Origin of the sequence: Aeromonas sp. R4-2 (assembly GCF_040908295.1) — a bacterium.
In the GTDB taxonomy this organism is placed as follows: domain Bacteria; phylum Pseudomonadota; class Gammaproteobacteria; order Enterobacterales; family Aeromonadaceae; genus Aeromonas; species Aeromonas veronii.
In genome coordinates, this window is sequence record NZ_JBFODL010000012.1 from 36096 (window position 1) to 58006 (window position 21911).

Consider the following 21911-nt stretch of genomic DNA (forward strand, 5'->3'; position numbering starts at 1 on the left):
ACGCCAGAAATGACAACGCCCGGCACAGGCCGGGCGTTGTTTCAAAGCGAGGCTGACTTAGCAGACCAGGCTCAGGGCATCGCGGGCGATGACCAGCTCTTCGTTGGTCGGGATCACCATGGCGCAACGGCTGTCGGCGGTGGTGATGCGGCCTTCGCCACCCAGTACCGCGGCGTTGTTGGCCTCTTTGTCCACCTTGAAGCCGAACAGGGCCAGACGGTTCAGCACCATCTCGCGCACCATGGCGGCGTTCTCACCGATACCACCGGTGAAGACCACGGCGTCCAGACGACCGTCCATCGCAGCGGCATAGGCGCCGACATACTTGGCCACACGGTAGGTGAAGACATCCAGCGCACGCTTGGCACCGGCGTCGGTGGCGTAGTTGGTGGTGACGTAGCGGCAATCGCTGCTCACTTCGGTCATCCCCAGCAGACCGGACTCACGGGTCAGGGTGTGGTTGATCTGCTCAACGCTGTAACCGAGCTGGTCGTGCATGAAGAAGACCACGGCCGGATCGATATCACCGGAGCGGGTACCCATCGCCAGACCTTCCAGCGGAGTCAGACCCATGGAGGTGTCTACGGATTCGCCGTTCTTGATGGCGCAGACAGAGGCACCGTTACCCAGGTGGCAGTTGATGATGTTCAGTTCATTCAACGGCTTGCCCAGCTCTTTTGCGGCTTCTTCCGCAATGTAGCGGTGAGAAGTACCGTGGGCACCGTAACGACGGATGCCGTGTTCGCGGTAGAGCTTGTGCGGCAGCGCATAGAGGTAGGCCTCTTGCGGCAGAGTCTGGTGGAAGGCGGTGTCGAAGACGGCCACGTTCTTCTCGGACAGCTGCGGGAACACTTTCAGCGCGGCGCGAATACCGATGAGGTGCGCCGGGTTGTGCAGCGGGGCGAACGGAATGGCGGCTTCGATACCGGCGATCACGCCGTCATCGATACGCACAGAGCGGGAGAACTGCTCGCCACCGTGTACGATTCGGTGACCGATGGCCACCAGTTGCTCGGCAAGAGTCGGATCCTGCGGCAGGATGTGACCCACGATATGGTCGAGGGCCTCCTGGTGAGCGGCACCCGCTCCCAGCATGGCTTCGCCCTTGACCCCGTGGAGTTTCCATTTGATACGTGCATCATCCAGATTGAAGCATTCGGCCAGGCCGGACAGCATGTCCTCACCTGTTTCGGCGTCCATTACGGCAAATTTCAGGGAAGAGCTACCGCAGTTAAGGATCAATACCAACTTGCTCATTTTCTACATCTTCCTGTGCTTCGGCTTTATGCCGACAGTGTCGTGTCATCCAAAAGAGGATGGGATTCCCCTGCCGGGGGCTTATGGTCGCAGGAGGGTGCGTCCAATTTTTCAATTCTTGCTCTTGAAAGAGTGATCGCAACTTGTGGTGCGTATCACTGGTTTCAATGCTTGCGAGCCTCAACGCATCAGCAGCACAGGGCTCGCCTCAATGGGAGTGCTCAGGCGATAGCCAGCAGATCCTTGTGTACCTTGACCACCAGCTTCTTCACCTTGGCGGGCTGGTTGATGGTACAGAGCGGGCGGTGCAGCTCGCCCGGCCAGAAGATGGCGAAATCGCCCGGTTGCAGCGCCAGATAGCTGGTCTGCTCGTCATCGACAAACCAGAGGTCGGGATGGGGATGGTCGGCGCCGTCGCTCACGTAGTCGTGGGGGCCCACACCTATCCACTCTTCACCGCGCAGCAGCAACTGGATATCGAGATACTGCTGATGGAATTCGCCACGGCGATCCGCGGCTGGCTCGGTCAGATCCTCGCTCACCAGACAGAACAGGTTGAGGCCATCAATCTCGGTCTTGCCGAGCGGAGCGTCACCCCAGTAAGCCACGCTCTTCACCACCTCGGCCATGATGCGGGCCAGCGGGGCGGGCAGCGGCGTCCGCTGCAGGGTGTTCAGGCTACCGGTGATCATGGCGTCTGTTTCCTGTTAGGTATATCTGGGCGGCATCTTTGCCAGCCAATGAAAAAGGACCTGTGACAGGTCCTTCAATAATGCCGTCTGCAATCCGTGCAAACCGGTTTAGAGCTTTTGCTCATGTTCAGCTATATGGGCACTGTTACACACTCGTCAGCACCTTGCCAAGAGACATAATCCCATTTTCATAGTGATCGTACCAGCTGAAACCATATTATTCACCACCCTTTCCCCCTCGACTTTGACCAGACGCAAAAACGGGCGCATCAGCGCCCGTTTTTTTCGCAAAACCGTTTAACAACCGGTTTCATTCAAGCCTTTTTGGCGTTTTCCACCGGTTTGGCGTACATGGCACGCCAGATCGCCTTGTGCTCTTCCGGCACCTCTGACTGACGGGTCAGGAAGGCCGCCTGCTCGATGGTATTGGCCTTGCCGGAGACATCGGCCGCCAGATAGTTGCTGGGGAACAGGTGGTAGCTGCTCCAGATCGCCTTGTCGATCAGCGCGGCCAGTTCGTCCGGATCGCTGAAGCCCTCGGTGATCGGCGCGCCGAAGGAGACGTGTACCCGCCCCTTCATGCCGACGATACCGGCGACGATACTCTCGATATCCTCGAACTCGCCCTTCTCATAGCTGCCGTTGACCGACTTCTCGTAGAGCTCGCGCGCCTTCGCCTTGTCGGTCGGATCCAGCTCGTAGCTGATGCTGACCGGCACGATATTGAGGCTGCGCATGTAGTCGACGAAGTCGATCTTCTGCTTCTTGCCGTCGACGTAAAACATCTTGAGGATGGCGGGATCTGTCTTGTCATCGCCATTCTTGGCGCGTCCTTCCTTCTGGGCAATCCAGATGGAGTGACCTTCGTGGACCGAGTTGCCAATATAGGCAGACAGCTCGCCGAGCGCCTTCATCATCTCTCGCGGCCCCTTGGCGGAGCGTTTGACGATAAAGCTCTTGTTGAGCTTCATCAGCTCGGTGGCGCAGGGTTTGCGCAGCAGGTTGTCACCGATGGCGATGCGCACGGTATCGAAACCGTGGGTGTGCAGCCCCCAGTTGACGAACGCCGGATCCATGGCGATGTCTCTGTGGTTGGAGACAAACAGATAGCCCTGCTCTTTCTTAAGATGCTCGATCCCGGAGAAGGTCACCCCCTTGGTGGAGGTGGCGATCATGCGGGACATGTACCGGGTGACCCCCATCTGAACCTGATGCACAGTGGTCACTTTTGACCATTTGCGGCGCAGGAACAGGCGGATCATCGGGCGGATGGCCCAACCCAGCCAGCTCATCAGGGAACCGAAACGATACTTGGCGATGGCGCCGATAAATTCATCATCCTGGATCAGCCGTTCGATGGCTGCCGGCACTTCTTCATCGCGGTAGGGGCGAATATCCGCGAATCTATCTACTTCAGTCACAATGTCAGCCTTGCATGCTAGGAAACCGCAGCCAACCCGCGTTGGCCGGGGAAAATTCAGGGCGCAATTTTACACGCTTTTATGGCAAGGGGTATGAGACAAGCATGAATAGTGAGATCTGACCAGTTTATTAATCAGCTGCCAGTGCCAGCGCGACCGCCGCTTCGGCATGGATGGCAGTGGTGTCGTAGAGCGGCACCGCCGCCCGGGCATCCCCCACCAGCAGGGCAATCTCGGTACAGCCAAGGATCACCGCCTCGGCGCCAGCGGCTGCCAGCCCCTCGATAATCGCCAGATACTCGGCTCGCGATGATTCGCGGATCTCCCCCAGACAGAGCTCGTCATAAATGATCCTGTGTACCCGCTCCCGTCCGGCCTCATCGGGTACCAGCACCGCCAACCCGAAGCGCTCCTGCAAGCGACCCTTGTAAAAATCCTGCTCCATGGTGAAGCGGGTGCCGAGCAGGCCGACCCGGGTTATCCCGTCCGCCTGCAATTTGGCCGCGGTAGCATCGGCGATATGGAGCAGCGGGATATCGATGGCTGCCTCAATCTCGGGGGCCACCTTGTGCATGGTGTTGGTGCCGATCAGCAAGAAATCGGCGCCGCCATCCTGCAACTTGCGCGCCTCGGCCGCCAACAGGCGGGCAGTGGCGGGCCAGTCACCGGCATGCTGCAGCCGCTCGATAGCGGCAAAGTCGACGCTGTTGAGCAGCACCCGCGCCGAGTGCAAGCCACCGAGCTGTGCGCGCACCCCGCGGTTGAGCGCCTGATAATAACTGACGGTGGACTCCCAGCTCATGCCACCCAACAGACCGATACATTTCATAGGAACTCCTTCATTCCAAGGGAGGGCAGAACCACGCCACCTTGCAGGCAAGGTCACGCGGGCGAGATAAAAAAGGCCCCGCAGGGCCAACAAGACAGCCGGTAAAGGCCCGGGTCAACCTCGGGCTAAATCCAGATCATCCCGACACAGGCGGCCGTCGCCAGCCCCATGCCAAGGTTGAAACGCCGCCAGCCCCGGGCAGTGCGGATGATTTGCCGCACCTGGGCACCAAAAAGCACCCAGAACGCCCCAGTATAGAGGCCGGTAATAAAGAAGATCACCAACACCCAGAGCGCGGAGGGCCAGTAAGCCTCCCCCGCCAGGGTGAAACCGCTGATGGCGGAGAGCGCCATCATCCATGCCTTGGGATTGAGCAGTTGCAGCATGGCCCCCTGATGAGCGGGAATAAGCGGCCGGTTGCCCTCGGCCGGGCCGCTGGCCGTCGCCACCTTCCACGCCAGCCAGAGCAGATACGCCGAACCGATAAGCTTGAGGCCGTCGTGCAGCAGCGGCACCTTCTCGAACACCACGCCAAGCCCCAGCGCGGTAGCGAGGATCATCAGATTGATCCCCCCGACCACCCCCACCAGCAGGGGAATCGTGCGGCGAAAACCCTGCGCCGCCCCGGCGCTGGTGAGCAACATATTGTTGGGCCCCGGCGTGCCGCAGGTAACCAGGGCAAACCCCGCCAGGGGCAGTAACCAGTTCAGATCCATCTCAACCTCTTGTCGATACAACGCCCCCGTTATGGGGAAAGCCTTCTAATATGCAGAGCCAACCCCGTGGCGACAAGTCAGAAATGCCTCTTTCTCGGCCACCTCCCCCATCAGCGCAGCACGGCTCAATACCAGAGCATCACCACGCAGAGCGCCGTCAGCAGACCGAGAGAACCGTTGAGTCGCCGCCAGCCCCGATCCGAGCTGATCCAGTTGCTCAGCTGATGGCCGAACAGTACCCAGACAAAGCAGACCGGCAGGGCCACCAGCACAAACATGACCATCACCGCCAGCTGACTCGGCCAGTAACTGGCGCCGGGCAGGCTGAACAGACTGATGGCAGAGATCCCCATCATCCACGCCTTGGGATTGAGGAACTGAAAGCCCAGCCCCTCCAGCATGGTCAGCGGACGGGCCCTCCGGGCCGGATCCCCCGGCGCCCCGGCCACCGCGATACGCCACGCCAGCCACAACAGATAGAGGCTGCCGAAGATCTGCAAACCGAGGCGTAATAAGGGCCAGCGCTCGAACAGGGGATAGAGCCCCAGCGCCAGCACCAGTTGCAACACCGGCTGCCCCAACCCTACCCCGAGCAGATGTGGCAGGGTGCGACGCACCCCGAAGTTGGCACCGGAAGCCGTCAGCATCAGGTTGTTGGGCCCCGGCGTACCGCAGGTGAGTACGGCAAAACCGAACAGGGTGACATACCACTCCATCGTCATATTGTGACTCCTTGCTCGCCACATTGTATCGATACAATGTGTGCTATTTAGTTGTTATCAGGTTGAAATTCACGCTATATTGACAACAAGTTTTGATCAATGGATTTATTGTCACCATGACAATCTGGACGCCCGACCTTACGGCCTTCGATGGCCCCCTCTACCTCAAGCTGGTCAAAGCGATCGAACAGGGGATCGCGAATGGCGAGCTGCCACTGCAGACCCGATTGCCTACCCACCGATCCCTGGCGGATCGTCTGGGTGTCACCGTCGGCACCGTCACCCGCGCCTACAGCGAGGCGGAGCGGCGCGGCCTGCTTGCCGCCCGGGTGGGCCACGGCACCTGGGTCAAGGGAGCGAACACGGATCCCGCCAATGAGTGGGTGATCCGCCAGGAGGAGGGGCATCGCATCGAGCTGTGGCAGAACCTGCCGGTGCAGCTGGATCGGGCGGCCATCATTCGCCCCATGTTGGGGGAAGTGGCGGACGGGGATCTCAACGCCCTGCTCGGCTATGACAAGGAGGCGGGACGACCGGATCAGCGCCAGCAGTTCGTCAACTGGCTGGCGGAGCAAGGGGTGGCCTGCAGTGAGGATCGCCTGCTATTCAGCCACGGCGCCCAGCACGGCATCATGCTGGCGCTGCTGGCTACCAATTGCGTGGGGGAGACCATCCTGTGCGAGGGGCTGAGCTACCCCGGCATGCTGGGTAACGCTCGCCAGCTGAAGAATCAGGTGGTGGGGCTGGCGATGGATGAGGAGGGGCTGCTGCCCGAGGCACTGGACGCCGCCTGCCGTACCCGCCGGGCCAAGCTGCTCTACCTCACCCCGACCCTGCAAAACCCCACCACCGCCATCATGAGTCTGGCGCGGCGGGAGGCCATCGTCGCCATCGCTCGTCGCCACGATCTGCTGATCATCGAGGATGACGTCAACGGCCTGTTGCCCCAGCAACCTGTGATCCCTCTGGTCAATCTGGCGCCGGAGCGGGTCATCTATCTGGGCAGTCTGGCCAAGATCGCCTGCGGCGGTCTGCGGGTGGGCTTCGTGCTGACGCCCCCCGCCCTGCGCAGCGCCTTCGCCCAGACCATGCGGCTGTCGAGCTGGATGGTGAGCCCGCTGCTGATCGAGCTGGCCTGCAAAATGGTCAGTCAGCGCCAGATCATGCCGCTGGTCGAGCAGCAGCGGGAGATCCTCAAACGCCGTGGCGAACTGCTGCGCCACCTGCTGCCTGCCGCCCGCTGGCAGCCGGGCAGCATGCACGCCTGGCTACCGCTGCCGGAGCCCTGGCGCAGCCAGCAGTTTGCTGCCGCCGCCGATGCCCTTGACGTTGGCGTGGCGAGCGGGGAACACTTCGCCGCCGGCCAGTTTGCCGCTCCGCAAGGGGTGCGCCTGAGCCTGAGCCAACCCGCCACCGACGCCCGGGTCGGCGAGGGGCTGGCCCGTCTGGCCCAACTGCTGCAGGGGACGCCCCCCAGCAATCCCCTGCTATAGTCAGGGCCAGCCGACCTGACCTTCACGCTTCATCGTCATAGCCAAGGAGATGCCGTGCCCCCCATCAGAGCCGCCCTGCTGTTTGCCACCCTGTTGCTGGGTGGCTGCGCCTCGTCAACGACCCACCAGCAGCTGGGGGCCGCGCTCAATGGATTGGAAGGGGAGTTGCAACGACTGGAAGAGGAGCTGGCGGCGATGAATGGCCTGCACTATCAAAAGGCGATCGATGCGCCGCTCAGTTTGCGCCGTGCACTCGGGGCGCCGCAGCCCACCCCAGAGGGGCTGGTGCCAGTGACCAGCACGCTGGAGGATGGGCCACTCCTGCGCTATCAATACCGACTGCCAGCGGGGATGGCGAGCCTGCCCCAGGACAACCTCTGCCAGCGCTACGAGTTCGAGCTGCGCCATCTGGGCCGCCTCGGCAAACTGGAATTAAGCTGGCTGGGGGAACAGGGCAAGGGGTCACGGCTGATCCGCCAGAGCGACTGCCCCTTCGGGGCACAGGCCCGCCCTCGGCAATAACAGGTTGCAGCCCTGATAGATGGCATAACCGATTGAAATAACAGCCCATAGTGCGCCTCCAGCACCCTGCTGGCTACTGTCAGCTTTTCACTCAGCGAGTGCTGTGCCTATGTTCCTCTTGGGTCTACCATAATCAACCTAATGGTTTGCTCACAGGAAGTACCTGCATGACGATACTGCTGCTCGAAGAGGATCCCCTGCTCCGTAGCGCCATCACCCGGGAACTGACCGAACAGGGGGTGCCCGCTGACCGGATCCACTACCACAGCCATCCAAACCACGAGCGCAGTGGCCTGCTGGCCCTGCTGCAACAGCACGCCTTCGACGCCATCATCTGTCAGCAGGACAAGCAGCAGGATCTTGACGGAGCCCGGCTGCTGCACGAAGCGCACTATCTCGGCCTGCTGCAACCCGGTTGCGTATTGCTGCTGCTCGATGCCGACCAGAGCGAGCAGGAGTTTCTCCCCTCGGATCTCTACTTCTCCCTCTATCTGCCCCTCCCCTTCATGACCCAGCAGCTCACCGCGGTGCTCGGCCAGCTGGTGAAGTTAAGCAACCTGACCCGTACGCTGGCCGCCCCCATTCTGCTGCGGGAGTGGCAACTGGCTACCGCCCTCTGTGAAGACCTGCTGTTTCAACGGGAGAATCGCTCGCTGACCCCCTGGCTGGATCGACTCAAGGGCTACCTTCTGCTGCAATCAGCCGAACGGATCACCGCCGCCCAGCACTATGCCCTCTGTGCCAACGAGTATCAGGCGAGCTGGCCAAGGGCCGGGCTCTTCTACGCCATGCTGGGGCTCGGCAAATTGCAGAGCGCCCGGACCGACTTGCAGCGCCATCAAGCCAGCGTCTCGATGGCCACCCGGCTGGAGCTGCAACTCGCCAGCCAGCTGCATCAGCATCACTGGCTGGCGGCATGGGAGACCATGGGAGAGCTGCTGCAGATCCGCCCCCATCAGCCGCGCTGGCATCAGCTGGCGATGTTGCTCGGGCTGGTCCTGCAAGATGAGGAGAAGGTGCTGGAGCAGGCCAACAGCCTGACCCTGCGCCACTTCAGCGAACAGCGCGTCCGGCTCGCCATCGACAGCTTCATGCTCAATGCCAGTCTGGCGGTGCTGTGGCACGCCCCCTCCAGCAACCGGATCCGCTCCCTGCAACAGGAGTGGGCGCACCTCAAGCGCACCGTCCACCTGCAACCCCACGAATATGAGCTGCTGCAGGCGTTGATGCTGGGGCTGGATTACCGCTTCGACGAGGCGCTGATCCTGATTGCCCACCACCAGCCGGATGAGGGGAGCGACAACCACCTCACCCTGCTGCTCGGCTTTGCGGTCAGCCAGTTCTGCGGTTTGCCCCACCACGCCCAGCGCTACCTGACCCAGCTGACCCAATACCGCGTCAGGGTGGCGCCCCACCCGCTCACCCGCCAGCTGTTCCACCATCTGGTGGCCGAGCTGGGCCAGCGTCTGACGGCGAGAGAACAACGGCTGAGCGAACTGCGCCAGCTGCGCCACAAGGCGATGCAGGCCAGCCAGTATCAGACAGCCCTGCAAGCGGGCTTGCAGCTGCTGGAGGAGTTCCCCGCCCTGCCGGGAGATGCCTGGCAACTGCTGGAGCTGCTGCAACACTGCTGGCCAGCGGGTATGGCCGCCCCCAGGGTGGCGCTGCTGGTCGATACCCTGGAGCGGCGCCTCAAGCACAGCCCCGCGTTTCTCGATCAACATGCCCAGCAGTACCAGCGCACCCTGCAGGAGATCCGCACCCATCTTCAGCCGCACCTCTCCGGCAGCGGCCCCTCCTGCCTTGTCGCAGGGCAGCCCGAGCCGTGATGATGCTGGCGGCGTGCAAACCGGCATTGTCGGCAAAGCCAACATAGAGAGAGGGAAGCCTTGGCTCCCCTCTCTCTATGTTGATTCTCTGTCAGCTGATGACGATGAGCGTTGGGCTCAAACCAGCGCGTCACTCTCCAGCGCCGCCTTGAGAAAATCTTTCCAGCTGATGATGCCGACCAGGGCGCCATTCTCCAGCACCGGCAGGCAGGAGACCCCCTTCTCCAGCATCAGCTTGACGCCGTCGCGCACGGTGAGATGGGGTGCGATGGTGACGAGCTGACGACTCATGATCTGGTGGGCCCGCTTGTTGAGGGTTTCGGTATCACGGCTCATCTCGGCTTCGGAGTCGAGATAGGGGCTGATGGCGCGGAACAGATCCCGATCCGAGATGACCCCCACCAGCTCTTCCTCTTCCAGCACCAGCAGGTGGCGAAAGTGAGCCTGCTCGAAGATATCCCTGATGACTCGGAGTCGATCATCCATTGAAACGGTGGCGACCCGGGTCGTCATAATATCCCTGATATGCATGCTAACCTCCCGTAACCAAACTGGTTTCTCTGTTATGGCATGTTTTTGCAGCGCCAGCCAGTGGCCAGCCCTTCGCTACAGTGCAAATCAGCGTCATTTCACGTAAGATCCGCGCCAGTTTTTCTCCTCCATTTTGAGCAAGCAGATCCCACCCATGATAGTTGCCAGTCAAATCGAACTGATCCGCGGCGGCCGCAAGCTGCTGGACAACGCCTCCGCCACCATTCATCCCGGCCACAAAGTGGGTCTGGTGGGCAAAAACGGCTGTGGCAAGTCCACCTTTTTTGCACTGGTACGGGGCGAGCTGGCCATCGACAGCGGCACCTTCAGCCTGCCCACAGGCTGGCAGATCGCAGGCGTCGCGCAGGAGACCCCGGCGCTCGACTGCTCCGCGCTCGAGTATGTGATCGACGGCGACAAGGAGTTCCGCTCGCTGGAAGCCCAGCTGGTGCAGGCCGAGCAGGATGACAATGGTCTGCTGGTGGCCGAACTGCACGGTCGCCTCGATACCATCGGCGCCTACAGCATTCGCGCCCGCGCCGCCGAGCTGCTGCACGGCCTCGGTTTCAGCGACGAGCAGTTGAGCTCGCCGGTACGCAGTTTCTCCGGTGGCTGGCGCATGCGCCTCAACCTCGCCCAGGCGCTGCTCTGCCGCTCCGATCTGCTGCTGCTCGATGAACCGACCAACCACCTGGATCTCGATGCGGTGATCTGGCTGGAGAAGTGGCTCAAGGGCTATCAGGGCACGCTGGTGCTGATCTCTCACGACCGCGATTTCCTCGATTCGGTCATCAGCCGCATCATCCATATCGAGAACGGCAAGCTCAACGAATACACCGGCGGCTACTCCGACTTCGAACTGCAGCGCGCCGAACATCTGGCCCAGCAGCAGTCCATGTACGAGAAGCAGCAGCGGGAGATGTCCCACATGCAGGCGTATGTGGATCGCTTCCGCTACAAGGCCTCCAAGGCCCGCCAGGCACAGAGCCGCCTGAAAGCGATGGAGCGGATGGAGAAGATCCTGCCCGCCCACGCCGACTCCGAGTTCAGCTTCGAGTTTCGCGAGCCGTCGGCCCTGCCGACCCCGCTCATCGCCATGGAAAACCTCTCTGCCGGTTACGGTGACAAGGTGATCCTGGAGAAGATCAAACTCAATCTGGTACCGGGTTCGCGCATCGGTCTGCTCGGTCGCAACGGCGCCGGTAAGTCCACCTTTATCAAGATGCTGTCGGGCTCCAACCCGCCGCTCTCCGGCAAGCTCGAAGTGAGCGCCGGGGTGAGCATCGGCTACTTCGCCCAGCATCAGCTGGAGACCCTGCGTCTCGACGACTCCCCGCTCGATCATCTGGCCCGCCTCGCGCCGGACAAGACCGAGCAGGAGCTGCGCAACTATCTGGGCAGCTTCGGTTTTCACGGTGACAAGGCACTCGACAAGGTAGCCCCCTTCTCCGGTGGCGAAAAAGCGCGGCTGGTGCTGGCGCTGATCACCTGGCAAAAGCCCAACCTGCTGCTGCTGGATGAACCGACCAACCACCTTGATCTGGAGATGCGCCACGCCCTCACCATGGCGCTGCAAGGCTTCGAAGGGGCCATGGTTGTGGTCTCCCACGACCGTCACCTGCTGCGCACCACCACAGATGACTTCTATCTGGTGCACGGTGGCCGGGTCGAGCCGTTCGACGGCGATCTGGACGACTACCACAAGTGGCTCGGCGAGCAGGAGAAAGAGGCCAACGCCAAACCGGCCGATGGTCCCGTCTCTGCCAACTCGGCGGTGGCACGCAAGGATCAGAAGCGGCGCGAGGCGGAGTTCCGGCAAACGACCCGTCCCCTGCGTCAAAAGCTGGAAAAGCTCGAAGCGAGCATGGAGAAGCTGCAAGGCAAGCTTGGCGACATCGAGAGCCAGCTGGCCGACCCCGCCATCTACGAAGAGAGCGCTAAAACCAAGCTCTCCGAGCTGCTCAAATCCCAGGGCCCCCTCAAGGAGCAGCTGGAAGAGGTAGAGCTTGAGTGGATGAGCCTCTCCGAAGAGCTGGAAACCATGGAGCAAGCCTTCTTTGCGTGACGAACAGCTGATGGCCAGCGAGCGGGTCGCGGTCCACGAATTGCCGACGCCGATCGGCTTCTGGCACTGGAGCGGCAAGGTCTATGGTGAGCGCAGCCAGGATTGGCTCACCGTGCAGGAGCAGGGGGGCAACGTCAATCTGGCGCTGCTGCTGCACCGGCTCGATCAACTCGGCATCGTGGTCGATCTCACCGACCTGCAACCGGCGCTGGTGCAGACCGAAGCGGTGCTGACCCCGTGGCGCGCCCTGCGCCAGAGCGCCAAGACGCGACTCGACGAACAGCAGTATCAGTCGATGCTGGCCCACGAACTGGAGCTGGAGCGGCTGCAACAGGGCGTCCTGTTGCAGACCCTGCGCAGCCTCTCCCTGTTTCGCGGCAACAGCCGCAATTTGTTGAACTATCTATCGTTACTGGGTGCCCAGCAGGGCCCCCTCAGAGATCTAATATGCTGAGCTACCGCCACGCCTTTCACGCCGGCAACCATGCCGACGTACTGAAACACGCCGTTCAGGCCCTGATCATCGAGTCCCTCAAGAAGAAGGAGAAACCCTTCATCGTGCTGGACACCCATGCTGGTGGCGGTCTCTATGACCTGCGCGGCGACTGGTCCCAGAAGAAGGCCGAGTATGCCGACGGCATCGGCCGCCTGTGGGACGAGCGGGCCCAATGGTCTGCCATGGCCCCCTATCTCGGCGTCATCGAAGAGATGAACAGCGATGGCCAGTTGCACTACTACCCCGGCTCGCCGGAGCTCTCCCGCCGCCTCACCCGCGAGCAGGACAAGCTGGCGCTGATGGAGCTGCACAACAACGAAGTGGACGATCTGCGCGCCAACATGGGCTATGACCCCCGCGTGGCCGTACACCACCGCGACGGCTTCGAGGGGCTGATCGCCCTGCTGCCGCCCACTCCGCGCCGCGGGCTGGTGCTGATCGACCCGCCCTATGAGCTCAAAGAAGATTACTTCGCCGTGGTCGACACCCTGAAAAAGGCGCAGAAACGCTGGGCGACCGGCATCTACGCCCTCTGGTATCCGATCCTCGGGCAGGAGGCGGACAAATCCCGCGACATGCTGCGCGCCATCAAGCGGGAAAACTTCGGCAACGTGCTGGTGGCCGAGCTGGAAGTGGCCGGTCAGACTGCCGACTGGGGCATGAACGGCTCAGGCATGCTGATCATCAGTCCGCCCTGGATGCTAGACGAGCAGATTGAAGCCTTCCTCAAACCGCTGTGTGCCAAGCTGGCACAGGGTGCCGGCGCCCAATACAAGGTCGAGTGGCTCAACAAGGTCGCAGAGTAGGCCGGTTCCGGCACGCTCTGGTGCCCGGTCAAGGCGCCAGCAAGTCGCTCACCCAAGCCGTTCACACTGGCGGCATGGCCAGCAAAGAGAAGCCTCGTTCAGGGGCTTCTTGTTTATTACCCGCTACCGCTTTACCCACTAACTCTTTTCTTCACTAACTGTTTTCCTCACCATTTTCCTCACCAATGGCAGCACCCGCCCCATCTGCACACCAGATCAGTCGTTATTGACTAATTAGCCGATCCAGATCAGAAATCGGCCATCTGGTCCTTTCCCTCCGCCTACCCGCCGCTAATATACCCGATTGGCAACAAAGCCTCGTAGGAGTCACCCCATGAGCCATGCCAACCCCATCCCGTTGGTTAAACGCAGCAGACTGGAGGCTGTAATTCAGGGGCGGTAGCCATGCCGGATGGAATGGATAAGCGAACGTTGCCCACGACTACCCAGTCAACATGGTGACAGCCTTATGCTGATTTCTGACCCGCTCACGCAGGCGTGCTTTGGCGGCGCTTGCCAAGAGTGCGCTGAGCACTGTTTTTTCACACAGTATGAACGGTGGCGCAAAAAGAGGAAGTCAAGCAAATACGCTCAGCATAAGAAGCAAATGAGTAACATTATGATTTAATGATTGTTTTTACTTGGCGGCAATGAAAATGTTACGGAGTTATATGGAATGCTCTGCTAACGGATTAATGCCGCCTTCCATCTAATCACTGTTAAATTACTATTCACGTTAATCAGACTCAGAGGAATAAATGAGCTCCTTTATAATTACACCAAAAGTAGATGAAACCCAAGAGTTCATCGAGATAGCGAACGACTTCTCTAATCCTCTTGATTTAGTCCGCGAGGCAATTAGCAATTCTTATGACGCTGGCGCAAGTACAATTCACGTTTCTTTTGAAGTGGTAAAGAAGTACGGTGAGTCGATATTAAAAATAGTTATTAAGGATGATGGCTCTGGAATGACGCGAGAGCAGCTTCAAAACTTTTTTGATCTTGGTAATTCAACGCGCCGTGGAGACAGCGGCAGTATCGGCGAAAAAGGTCATGGAACCAAAGTTTACTTCAATAGTAATAGAATCGAAGTGAGAACATCTTGCGGAGAAACTGGCTTTCTAGCTGTAATGGATGAGCCATTTAAGAAACTTTTTGACCGCCAGATTCCAAGTGTAGAAGTAGAGAGTGTTGACGATATTGAAAAAGGTACAGAAATAGTAGTTTTTGGTTACAACAATAACCGAAGAGATAGATTTACTCATTCAATATTGAAAGACTATATAAATTGGTTTACTAAACACGGCACTATTGAAAACCAGTTCTCTGATTCATATAAAAAAGCAGCGCTTTTTCTAAAAGGACTAGGGCGCCAAGACTTTGAAGAAATTGATCAGGGCCATCGCTTTCCTGATGATAGCAAGGACATTAACAAGCTATTCGAAGAACACCTCACGCAAGCACCCGACTTCTACTCTAAAAAAATAATTAGACAAGGCTTTTTGAAAAATTATCCAGAAATAAGCTACCAAGCAATTTTCTGCATAGAAGGAAAGTACGCAAAATATAGATACAACGATATGTTGCGACGCAGAGGATATAGCGCCCCTGAAGGAGCTTACACTATACAGGAGCGGTATGGGTTGTGGCTCTGTAAAGATTACATGCCAATTCAAAGAAAAAATGAGTGGATTACGCACAAAGGTTCTGAGTATACAAAATTTCATGCCTTTATTAATTGCCAAGAAATGCGTTTGACTGCAAATAGAGGCTCTGTAGACAACACCCCGAGTGAAGTTCTCCAGGATATTAAAGACGAAGTTAAAAAGATTTATGACGATGTTATTAAAAGTGATGAATGGACGGCAATGGAATGGTTAGAAGAAGAAGCATCATCCTATCAGACGACCGAGAAAGAAAAGAAGAATTTTGAGTGGCGAATAAAGAAAATTAATCGAGCGAACGTCGCAGAGTATAAGGGAATTCAGTTGGTAGAGCCGGAGCGCGAAAGTGGGGTTTTCTCTATCTTTATAATGTTGTCTCAGTTAGAGAAGAAACTATTCCCCTTTGTTGTTATTGATTATGATACTCATGACGGTATAGACGTAATCGCAAAAGGAGACAACACTACGCCTATCGCGAGTGCCAAATTATTTTATGTAGAATTCAAGCGAACGCTTAGCAAAGGATTCAATCATTCATTTGAAAATTTGCATAGCGTTGTTTGCTGGGATACAGACATCAAGCATGATGACGTTCTTAGTGATATCAATAATGAAGAACGAAAAATGCAAATTGTTGCACCAGAAGACGAAAATGACTACACACGGTATTTCTTAGACAATCCGAAAAAAGCCCACAAAATTGAGGTTTTTTGCTTAAAATATTACCTTAAAGAAAAACTGAATATTGAATTTAGACCGAGAGCGTCAAATGCCGTAATTTAACAAGGCCAAGCACAGCGACAGATTTTCGTTGCAGCAAATCTGGGACACCCACCTTTTTGAGCAAAGCGTAGCATAGCCCGAATCCAAAAGATGGGTGTTCCACGAACACAACTCAACAAGGCCGAGGATTAATCCCCCGCCCCTACGGCGCTCACCGGGTTCAAAAGCAAAAGCCCCATCACGGGGCTTTTTCTATTGGTGCGGCCGGTGTGCGCGGCAGCCTGAACCTGTGCGTCAACCGCAGCGCGCCCTATGAGCGGGCGGGCAGATCCTGTTTCAGCGCAACCAGCAACAGGGCCAGCAGGCCAAAGGGCGGAAACAGACAGAGCAGGGAGCAGATAAGGGTGATCAGCGCCGGATGCTCGCTCTTGCTGCGCGCCAGTCGCCAGGCGATGACGCCGACGATGACCATTAGCAACGCAATGAACTGGCCAAGCAGGGTGGCATTGATATTCATGAAAGATCCTTTTTCATGGGCAAGTGTGAAGAACCTGTACTTTATCGCCTTGGTTGCGATTGGCAACCGCTGAACCGCACCGGCCACTCGCCCGTTGATAGGTTCTCTCTATTCTGGCAATAGATGAGAATAGTTTTCATTTAATCTCATTTCGGCGGATACTCTCACCATCAACCAAGGGAGCCGCCATCATGAAAAAGACCATCAGCTTTGCCATCCTGCACTTCGGTGTCGCCTTTACCGTGGCCTACCTGCTGACCGGTGAGCTGCTGACCGCCAGCCTGATCGCCCTGATCGAGCCCACCGTCAACACGGTCGCCTTCTACTTTCATGACCTTGGCTGGCACAAGCTCAAGCCAAAGCACAGCCTGCAGGCCAAGACCAGCAGCTTCGCGGTGGTCCACTTTTCGGTGGCCTTCGGGGTGGCCTTCCTGCTGAGCGGCGAGCTGCTCACCGGCGGTGTGATGGCGATGATCGAACCGGCCATCAATACCGTGGTATTCTTCTTCCACGAGCGGCTGTGGCGCGCCCGCAGTCAGCAACTGGCGCTGGCCTGATCAACCGGGCAACCCGCCTCCCCCTTTATCGCGGCAACAAAAAACCCGACATTCCGGCCAGGAGTGTCGGGTTTTTCCGTTTGGCAGCCATTCAGCAGTGCAAGTGGGCTCAGCTCCCCTGCTGCATTGCCCTGTAGAGTGTGCTGTAGTAGGCAGATATGCCCTCCTCATTGCTGGAATCTATCGATGAACAAGACCTTGCTTGCCACCCTGCTGTTTGCCCCTCTGCTGGCCAGTGCCGCAACCCCCTCCTTTGACTGCACCAAAGCCTCCGGATCGGTCGAAACCCTGATTTGCAAGGATGCCGGACTGGCCGCCCTTGATAACGAACTGGCGGCCCTCTACCCCAAGGCGATTGCCGCGCTCTCTCCCGAACAGCTCAAGACCGAGCGCACCATGCAGCGCGGCTGGATCAAGGGGCGTAACGACTGCTGGAAGGGGCAGGATCTGCGCCAGTGTGTGGAGGATAACTACCTGCTGCGGATCACCGAACTGCAGATCAGCGGCGGCCAGCTGATGGTGCCGGCACCGGTCAACTACAAGTGCGGCAAGAACGTCATGCTCTCTACCTACTTCTATAACGATGCCAAGCTGCCCGCCGCGGTGATCAACCTGAGCGAGGGCGACAAGCAGCAACAAGTGCTCGCCTATGAAGCCCCCAGCGCCAGCGGCGCCCGTTATGAAGGGCAAAACCTCACCTTCTTCACCAAGGGGGACGACGCCACGCTGGAGCGTTACGGCCAGCCAACCCTCACCTGCATGGAAAATCCGACCAAGGGCTGAGGCTCATGGGGGCGGCTCGTCTTGCCGCCCCCCACCTTGACTAGATAGCGATATCCAGCGGTTTTCCTTCCCGCACAATCCGCAACTTGAGCGACCCCGGCTTGCTGGTGCTGAGCAGTTCACGCACCTTGTCGATATCGAGGGGACGATAAGCCACCCCGTTGATCTGCTCCAGAATGTCGCCGTTGGCCAGACCATAGGGGGCCAGATCCCGTTCGTCGCTGTAGTAGACCTGCAAATGCTCGCCATCAAAACGCACCCCGATATTGCGCAGGATTGGCGGCACTTTGCGCGCCAGGCTGTCGGCGTCGTAGCAGAGCATCATCCGCCCGGGCATGATCGCAAAGCGATTGAAGCGGTTAACAAAATCCAGCCCAAGACCATACTGCTCATTGCTGTTTTCCGACACCCGCAGCTCACCGAGCTGGCGCTCATCAAAGTGCAGGCCGGTGAGGATATGTTCACGCCCCTCCACCATACCGCTGGCATCCACCCCTTTGCGTGGCATCGCATCTTCGCCAGAGATCGCCTTCTGGCTGGCCATAAAGTCGATAAAGGCATGATCGGCATAGCTCTGATCGGCCCCGGTATCCAGATACATGCGCACGCTGCTCTCGCCGTGGGTCAGATACACGGCCGGGGAGCGGTTGTAGCTGTCTTCATAGCCGATGCAACGCTCGAAGGTGGCTGCCGACGGTGCCGTCAGCGAAGCCGTGAGCTGATGCCTGTCGCGATCAAACACCCAGTTGAAACGGCGGATGGTGTCGATCCCGAGGATGCCATCGATACGGCTGCCGAGAGACTGGGAGAAAAGATCGAAATCAACGGTTGCCCACAAATCGCTGTCATCAATGGTGACCGACCCCACCGAGAAGGGTTGCGGCTCAACAAAGCCAAGCTGCTCGCTGCCCAGTTGGCTCGAAACGCTGTTCACACTGGCAAAATCAGCCTGATAGGCCCTGGGCAATTCGCTTAAGGTCAGCGCCTTGAAACGGCTGGCCAGACGACGATCGATAAAGGTGATACTGGCCCCGGTATCCAGCAAAAACTGGTACTGCTCACCGGCGATGGTGACGGGGATCAGGGGGGCACTTTCGTAATGCACTGTCAGCACCGGGCCGGGTGCATTGCGCTTGGTGGATGAATCCGGGGCTGTGCAGCCTTGGACGACGAACAGGGCCAACATGGCCAGCGCCACTTTGAACTGCGACTTCATAACTCTCCTTCCCGATAGCAGATGCCCCCGCGACGCCACCGCATAATGCTATCTTGTTGATTTATAGATAAATAAGCTACTTCAGCGGGGGATATGGACAATAACAAAGAGTTTTATGCTGGTTCAAGCCAGATATGACCATGAATATTCTATGGAGATAGTTCAAGAATGGTTGTTCACGCTATCTCGGCGCGTCATCAATCGCGGGTGACATTTGATTAATTTATTGATCTTGCACAGAAAATCCCAATGTTGAGCTTTCTCTCCACAGCGCCATGGTTAATATTGCCATTTGGCAACACTTGCCTCGTCGGAGTCTCCCATGAGCCATGCCAACCCCATCCCGTTGGTGAAACGCAGCAGACTGGAGGCTGAAATTCAGGGGCGGTAGCCATGTCAACGCTTGCCATGACCAACGTCATACTGATTTTCTATACAGTCGCAATTGTTGTGTAAAAAGAAGAGGTCCATCGAATACGACCAGCTTCAGAGGCAGGGACTTAACCAATTGATTTAAAATATAATTTGTGGAGTGTCATATCGGGCAGGAGTGGAGTTAGATAGAAGGTGGTATTAATGTGTTAGTACCACCTTCTATCTAATCACTGTTATGAATCTATGGATCTCCAATGAAAGATGACCTCGTATTAGTGGCGCTGGATGCAGAGCAGATAGCCAAAGCGAAAGATGAAAATGGGAAGCGTAAGCAGATAACCCATGCGCTTGTCGTTGGAAACTACGGGGTGATGTTCGGTACTGAGAAGCAATGCATGAAGTATTACTCGGTCTGGAAGGATATCTTCAAAGATCTATTCGGCAAGTGCTACGAAACAGACCAGTACCATCTCACCACCTATACAAGCTCCGGCAATGTGGTGATGGATCTGATAGAAGAGTCCGATAGACGCAAACCCAACATAGATTTCATCGAAGATGCGATGAAGCACGAGAAAAAAGGCTTTTGGGCCAAATTGTTTAGCCGCCAGCAAAACTCATAACCAGAAATTTCAGTTCGTTCCGGCCTTGAAGGACCTACTCCGGACACACTCTTCTCCACTTAGCTAAAAAATGACGCCGCTGAACAATGGCATTATAAATACTAGATAATCGATACTTGGTGGTAGTAATAATGACAGAAACAAGTCTTATTGATTTAAAAGCTCTATCTGAACCTGCATGTAAGTTGATTGATGCGATCAGTAACACAATTGGTGTTTTATATGAGCCGACAAGAATTCGCCGAAAAGCTATAGCTGAATCTGATTCACTCGTTATTATGGCTAAAGCAGAGTCTGATGCACTTGCTATTAGGGCTGCTCGACGGATTTCAACACAAGAGACGCGTCGACAAGAAAATATCGAAGGCATTGTCGACAAATCAATTAGCTACCTTGATAATAATGATATTGCTGATGGTGTAGCATTAGATGCTGATTGGTTGTCGTTCTATTTTGATAAATGCCAAGATGTTTCTATAGAAAATGTCCAAAATCTTTGGGCTAAAATACTTGCGGGTGAGGTTTTGGAACCAGAAGCGTGCAGTAGAGCTACATTGCTTGTCCTGCAATCTCTAAGCAACAATGATATAAATTTATTTAATCGTTACTGTCAGTTTCTTTTTCATGTTAACGGTGAGTTATTGCGTTTTAAATACTCATCACTTAACAAACATATCGAAAACAGCGGAATAAGAGAGTCTGATATTCGCCATCTTCAAGACCTTGGTTTGATACAACCTCAGCAACAATTCCATTTTACCAAGAATGAGCGTTATCTAATCGAATATGGTAGCTATAGGTTTGCAATGACGTTGAATGGACATCGTGAAAATCGCACTGAGTTTCTAACTAAAGCTGGACGAGAGCTCTATCGCTTCATTGACATTAAGCCATGTGAAAAATACTACGAGATCTTGTTAAGCAGATCGCAGTTGATGGCTCGTAAAGTAAAAATGTTAGAGTAGATATTTATAATTGAGAGTTATATTGCCAGTAGATTAGAATAGCGAAGCGTATTCGGATAATTGCGAATAAACCGGCCGAAAAATCCACTATCGCTATAGCAAACGTTCCTGACGAGGTGGGGATCCTCTGCCATTCGCTTATTAAGTGAATTTTATTTTTAACCAGTTGGAATAAACCATGAAATATTCATTAAATTGGCAACAACCATTACTCTCCATGAGTAAGCGGTTCTTTATATTTATCACATTGATTTTTGCCGGGTTTGTTGTCCTCAGTACATACAAAACCCAACTCGACATGGAGTTGGGCTATTGGCTCTTTTACCAATATTTAAAAATCCTGCTAGCATGCTTCGTTGTATTGTTCGCAATGGCCCAAGCCTCCAGATTGTTTTCTGTCGAATTAAGAAGTGATGATGTGGTAGGTAGAAACCGCTTCTTTCGGAAAGTCTCCATACCATATGCAGAGATGGTCGGCGTGAGCATGGAAATGTTACTAATAGTAAATTGCCTGGTTATTCGCACCAACAGTCGCAAGAAAATCTATGCCCCTTTTGACTTGGATGGCTTTTCAGATTTCTCGAATAATATAGATGCTAGGCTAAAAAATAACAGCGCACTTAAAAACAATGCATAACCAGCTCCATTTTTATTTTTTTAGTTTATCCCAAGGCTTTCATTATCCCATAGATTAACCTTGCATAAAATTTCATGGAGATATCATGAAGATTTCTGAAGTCGCAGAGATGACAAATATTTCCATTCATACACTGCGATATTATGAGAAAGAAGGGCTATTACTTAATATCCGTAGAAATGAATCCGGCCAACGTATTTTCGATAAAACAGATATTGAATGGCTAACTTGGATTAAACGTTTAAAGTCTACCGGAATGCCGCTAGCGGAAATAAAGTCATTTGCCAAGCTACGCCAAGCCGGCTCTACAACCTTGTCAGCAAGGAAGTCTTTGCTTGTCGCTCATAAAACCAACCTTGAACAAGAGATAGCAAGACTCAATGGTGAACTTAATATTGTGCTTTACAAAATAGATGCATACGAACAAAAAATGCTTGACCTAGAGTGAACTCAAGGGATTAGCGTACAGATT

22 protein-coding genes are annotated in these 21911 nt (G+C 56.1%); 13 read left to right on the plus strand and 9 right to left on the minus strand.

Features of this window, described 5'->3' with window-relative positions; genetic code table 11:
• Positions 1–57 precede the first annotated feature (57 nt).
• The 6 genes from AB5Y99_RS09220 to AB5Y99_RS09245 form a co-directional block, all read right to left on the minus strand.
• A complete protein-coding gene (locus AB5Y99_RS09220) occupies positions 58–1257 on the minus strand; it encodes an acetate kinase (RefSeq protein ID WP_120415468.1) in 1200 nt (399 codons plus the stop codon).
• A 221-nt stretch (positions 1258–1478) separates the two neighbouring features.
• Positions 1479–1949 carry a YhcH/YjgK/YiaL family protein gene (locus tag AB5Y99_RS09225; protein ID WP_279459688.1) on the minus strand — a complete coding sequence of 157 codons (471 nt, stop codon included), beginning with the start codon at positions 1947–1949 and terminating at the stop codon, positions 1479–1481.
• Between the two features lie 314 nt (positions 1950–2263).
• Complete coding sequence (locus AB5Y99_RS09230; protein ID WP_005362790.1) at positions 2264–3370, minus strand: 1-acyl-sn-glycerol-3-phosphate acyltransferase; 1107 nt, start codon at positions 3368–3370, stop codon at positions 2264–2266.
• Between the two features lie 130 nt (positions 3371–3500).
• Positions 3501–4199, minus strand: coding sequence for an aspartate/glutamate racemase family protein (locus AB5Y99_RS09235; protein ID WP_128834092.1), 699 nt, complete (start codon positions 4197–4199; stop codon positions 3501–3503).
• Between the two features lie 125 nt (positions 4200–4324).
• Entirely contained in the window at positions 4325–4915 is a 591-nt protein-coding gene (locus tag AB5Y99_RS09240; protein WP_005335534.1) for a LysE family translocator, read from the minus strand.
• Positions 4916–5040: 125 nt separating this feature from the next.
• On the minus strand, positions 5041–5637 hold the full coding sequence (locus tag AB5Y99_RS09245; protein WP_100645168.1) for a LysE family translocator: 597 nt from the start codon (positions 5635–5637) through the stop codon (positions 5041–5043).
• Positions 5638–5753: 116 nt separating this feature from the next.
• On the opposite strand from AB5Y99_RS09245, the gene AB5Y99_RS09250 reads away from it, so the two are divergent.
• The 3 genes from AB5Y99_RS09250 (at position 5754) to AB5Y99_RS09260 (ending at position 9481) form a co-directional block, all read left to right on the plus strand.
• The gene (locus tag AB5Y99_RS09250) at positions 5754–7130 is read left to right on the plus strand and encodes a PLP-dependent aminotransferase family protein (RefSeq protein WP_106844361.1); all 1377 of its coding nucleotides are present in this window, start codon (positions 5754–5756) and stop codon (positions 7128–7130) included.
• A 54-nt stretch (positions 7131–7184) separates the two neighbouring features.
• Positions 7185–7652 carry a hypothetical protein gene (locus tag AB5Y99_RS09255; RefSeq protein WP_368209514.1) on the plus strand — a complete coding sequence of 156 codons (468 nt, stop codon included), beginning with the start codon at positions 7185–7187 and terminating at the stop codon, positions 7650–7652.
• 167 nt (positions 7653–7819) lie between these two features.
• Positions 7820–9481, plus strand: a complete 1662-nt coding sequence (locus tag AB5Y99_RS09260; protein ID WP_368209516.1) for a hypothetical protein — start codon at positions 7820–7822, stop codon at positions 9479–9481.
• 117 nt (positions 9482–9598) lie between these two features.
• Here the strand turns inward: AB5Y99_RS09260 and AB5Y99_RS09265 are convergent, their stop codons facing one another.
• Positions 9599–10012, minus strand: coding sequence for a CBS domain-containing protein (locus AB5Y99_RS09265; protein ID WP_040068349.1), 414 nt, complete (start codon positions 10010–10012; stop codon positions 9599–9601).
• Positions 10013–10166: 154 nt separating this feature from the next.
• On the opposite strand from AB5Y99_RS09265, the gene AB5Y99_RS09270 reads away from it, so the two are divergent.
• The 4 genes from AB5Y99_RS09270 to AB5Y99_RS09285 all read left to right on the plus strand — a co-directional run bounded on the left by AB5Y99_RS09270 (position 10167) and on the right by AB5Y99_RS09285 (position 15826).
• The gene (locus AB5Y99_RS09270; protein WP_368209518.1) at positions 10167–12077 is read left to right on the plus strand and encodes an ABC transporter ATP-binding protein; all 1911 of its coding nucleotides are present in this window, start codon (positions 10167–10169) and stop codon (positions 12075–12077) included.
• On the plus strand, positions 12070–12531 hold the full coding sequence (locus tag AB5Y99_RS09275; protein WP_005343337.1) for a DUF2390 domain-containing protein: 462 nt from the start codon (positions 12070–12072) through the stop codon (positions 12529–12531). Before AB5Y99_RS09270 ends, AB5Y99_RS09275 begins: the two co-directional genes overlap by 8 nt.
• Positions 12525–13379 (plus strand): 23S rRNA (adenine(2030)-N(6))-methyltransferase RlmJ, encoded by an 855-nt coding sequence (locus AB5Y99_RS09280; protein WP_206875820.1) that lies wholly within the window; start codon positions 12525–12527, stop codon positions 13377–13379. The genes AB5Y99_RS09275 and AB5Y99_RS09280 overlap by 7 nt, the downstream gene beginning before the upstream one ends.
• 758 nt (positions 13380–14137) lie before the next feature.
• Positions 14138–15826: an ATP-binding protein gene (locus AB5Y99_RS09285; protein ID WP_368209520.1), complete on the plus strand. Its 1689-nt coding sequence runs from the start codon at positions 14138–14140 to the stop codon at positions 15824–15826.
• Positions 15827–16076: 250 nt separating this feature from the next.
• On the opposite strand, the gene AB5Y99_RS09290 is transcribed toward AB5Y99_RS09285, so the two are convergent.
• Positions 16077–16283, minus strand: coding sequence for a hypothetical protein (locus tag AB5Y99_RS09290; RefSeq protein WP_368209522.1), 207 nt, complete (start codon positions 16281–16283; stop codon positions 16077–16079).
• A gap of 191 nt (positions 16284–16474) precedes the next feature.
• Here AB5Y99_RS09290 and AB5Y99_RS09295 point away from each other — a divergent pair, with 191 nt between their 5' ends.
• Both AB5Y99_RS09295 and AB5Y99_RS09300 read left to right on the plus strand, forming a co-directional pair.
• Positions 16475–16840 carry a DUF2061 domain-containing protein gene (locus AB5Y99_RS09295; RefSeq protein WP_164536124.1) on the plus strand — a complete coding sequence of 122 codons (366 nt, stop codon included), beginning with the start codon at positions 16475–16477 and terminating at the stop codon, positions 16838–16840.
• A gap of 186 nt (positions 16841–17026) precedes the next feature.
• Complete coding sequence (locus AB5Y99_RS09300) at positions 17027–17623, plus strand: MliC family protein (RefSeq protein ID WP_368209524.1); 597 nt, start codon at positions 17027–17029, stop codon at positions 17621–17623.
• 40 nt (positions 17624–17663) lie between these two features.
• Here the strand turns inward: AB5Y99_RS09300 and AB5Y99_RS09305 are convergent, their stop codons facing one another.
• Positions 17664–18839: an aspartyl protease family protein gene (locus AB5Y99_RS09305; protein WP_368209526.1), complete on the minus strand. Its 1176-nt coding sequence runs from the start codon at positions 18837–18839 to the stop codon at positions 17664–17666.
• 629 nt (positions 18840–19468) lie between these two features.
• Between AB5Y99_RS09305 and AB5Y99_RS09310 the strand changes: the two genes are divergently transcribed.
• The 4 genes from AB5Y99_RS09310 to AB5Y99_RS09325 all read left to right on the plus strand — a co-directional run bounded on the left by AB5Y99_RS09310 (position 19469) and on the right by AB5Y99_RS09325 (position 21887).
• A complete protein-coding gene (locus AB5Y99_RS09310; RefSeq protein ID WP_164536121.1) occupies positions 19469–19837 on the plus strand; it encodes a hypothetical protein in 369 nt (122 codons plus the stop codon).
• Positions 19838–19968: 131 nt separating this feature from the next.
• The gene (locus AB5Y99_RS09315; protein ID WP_201907631.1) at positions 19969–20802 is read left to right on the plus strand and encodes a DUF2806 domain-containing protein; all 834 of its coding nucleotides are present in this window, start codon (positions 19969–19971) and stop codon (positions 20800–20802) included.
• A 178-nt stretch (positions 20803–20980) separates the two neighbouring features.
• Positions 20981–21439, plus strand: coding sequence for a hypothetical protein (locus tag AB5Y99_RS09320; protein WP_227274285.1), 459 nt, complete (start codon positions 20981–20983; stop codon positions 21437–21439).
• Between the two features lie 85 nt (positions 21440–21524).
• Positions 21525–21887 carry a MerR family transcriptional regulator gene (locus AB5Y99_RS09325; RefSeq protein WP_164536119.1) on the plus strand — a complete coding sequence of 121 codons (363 nt, stop codon included), beginning with the start codon at positions 21525–21527 and terminating at the stop codon, positions 21885–21887.
• Positions 21888–21911: the final 24 nt, after the last annotated feature.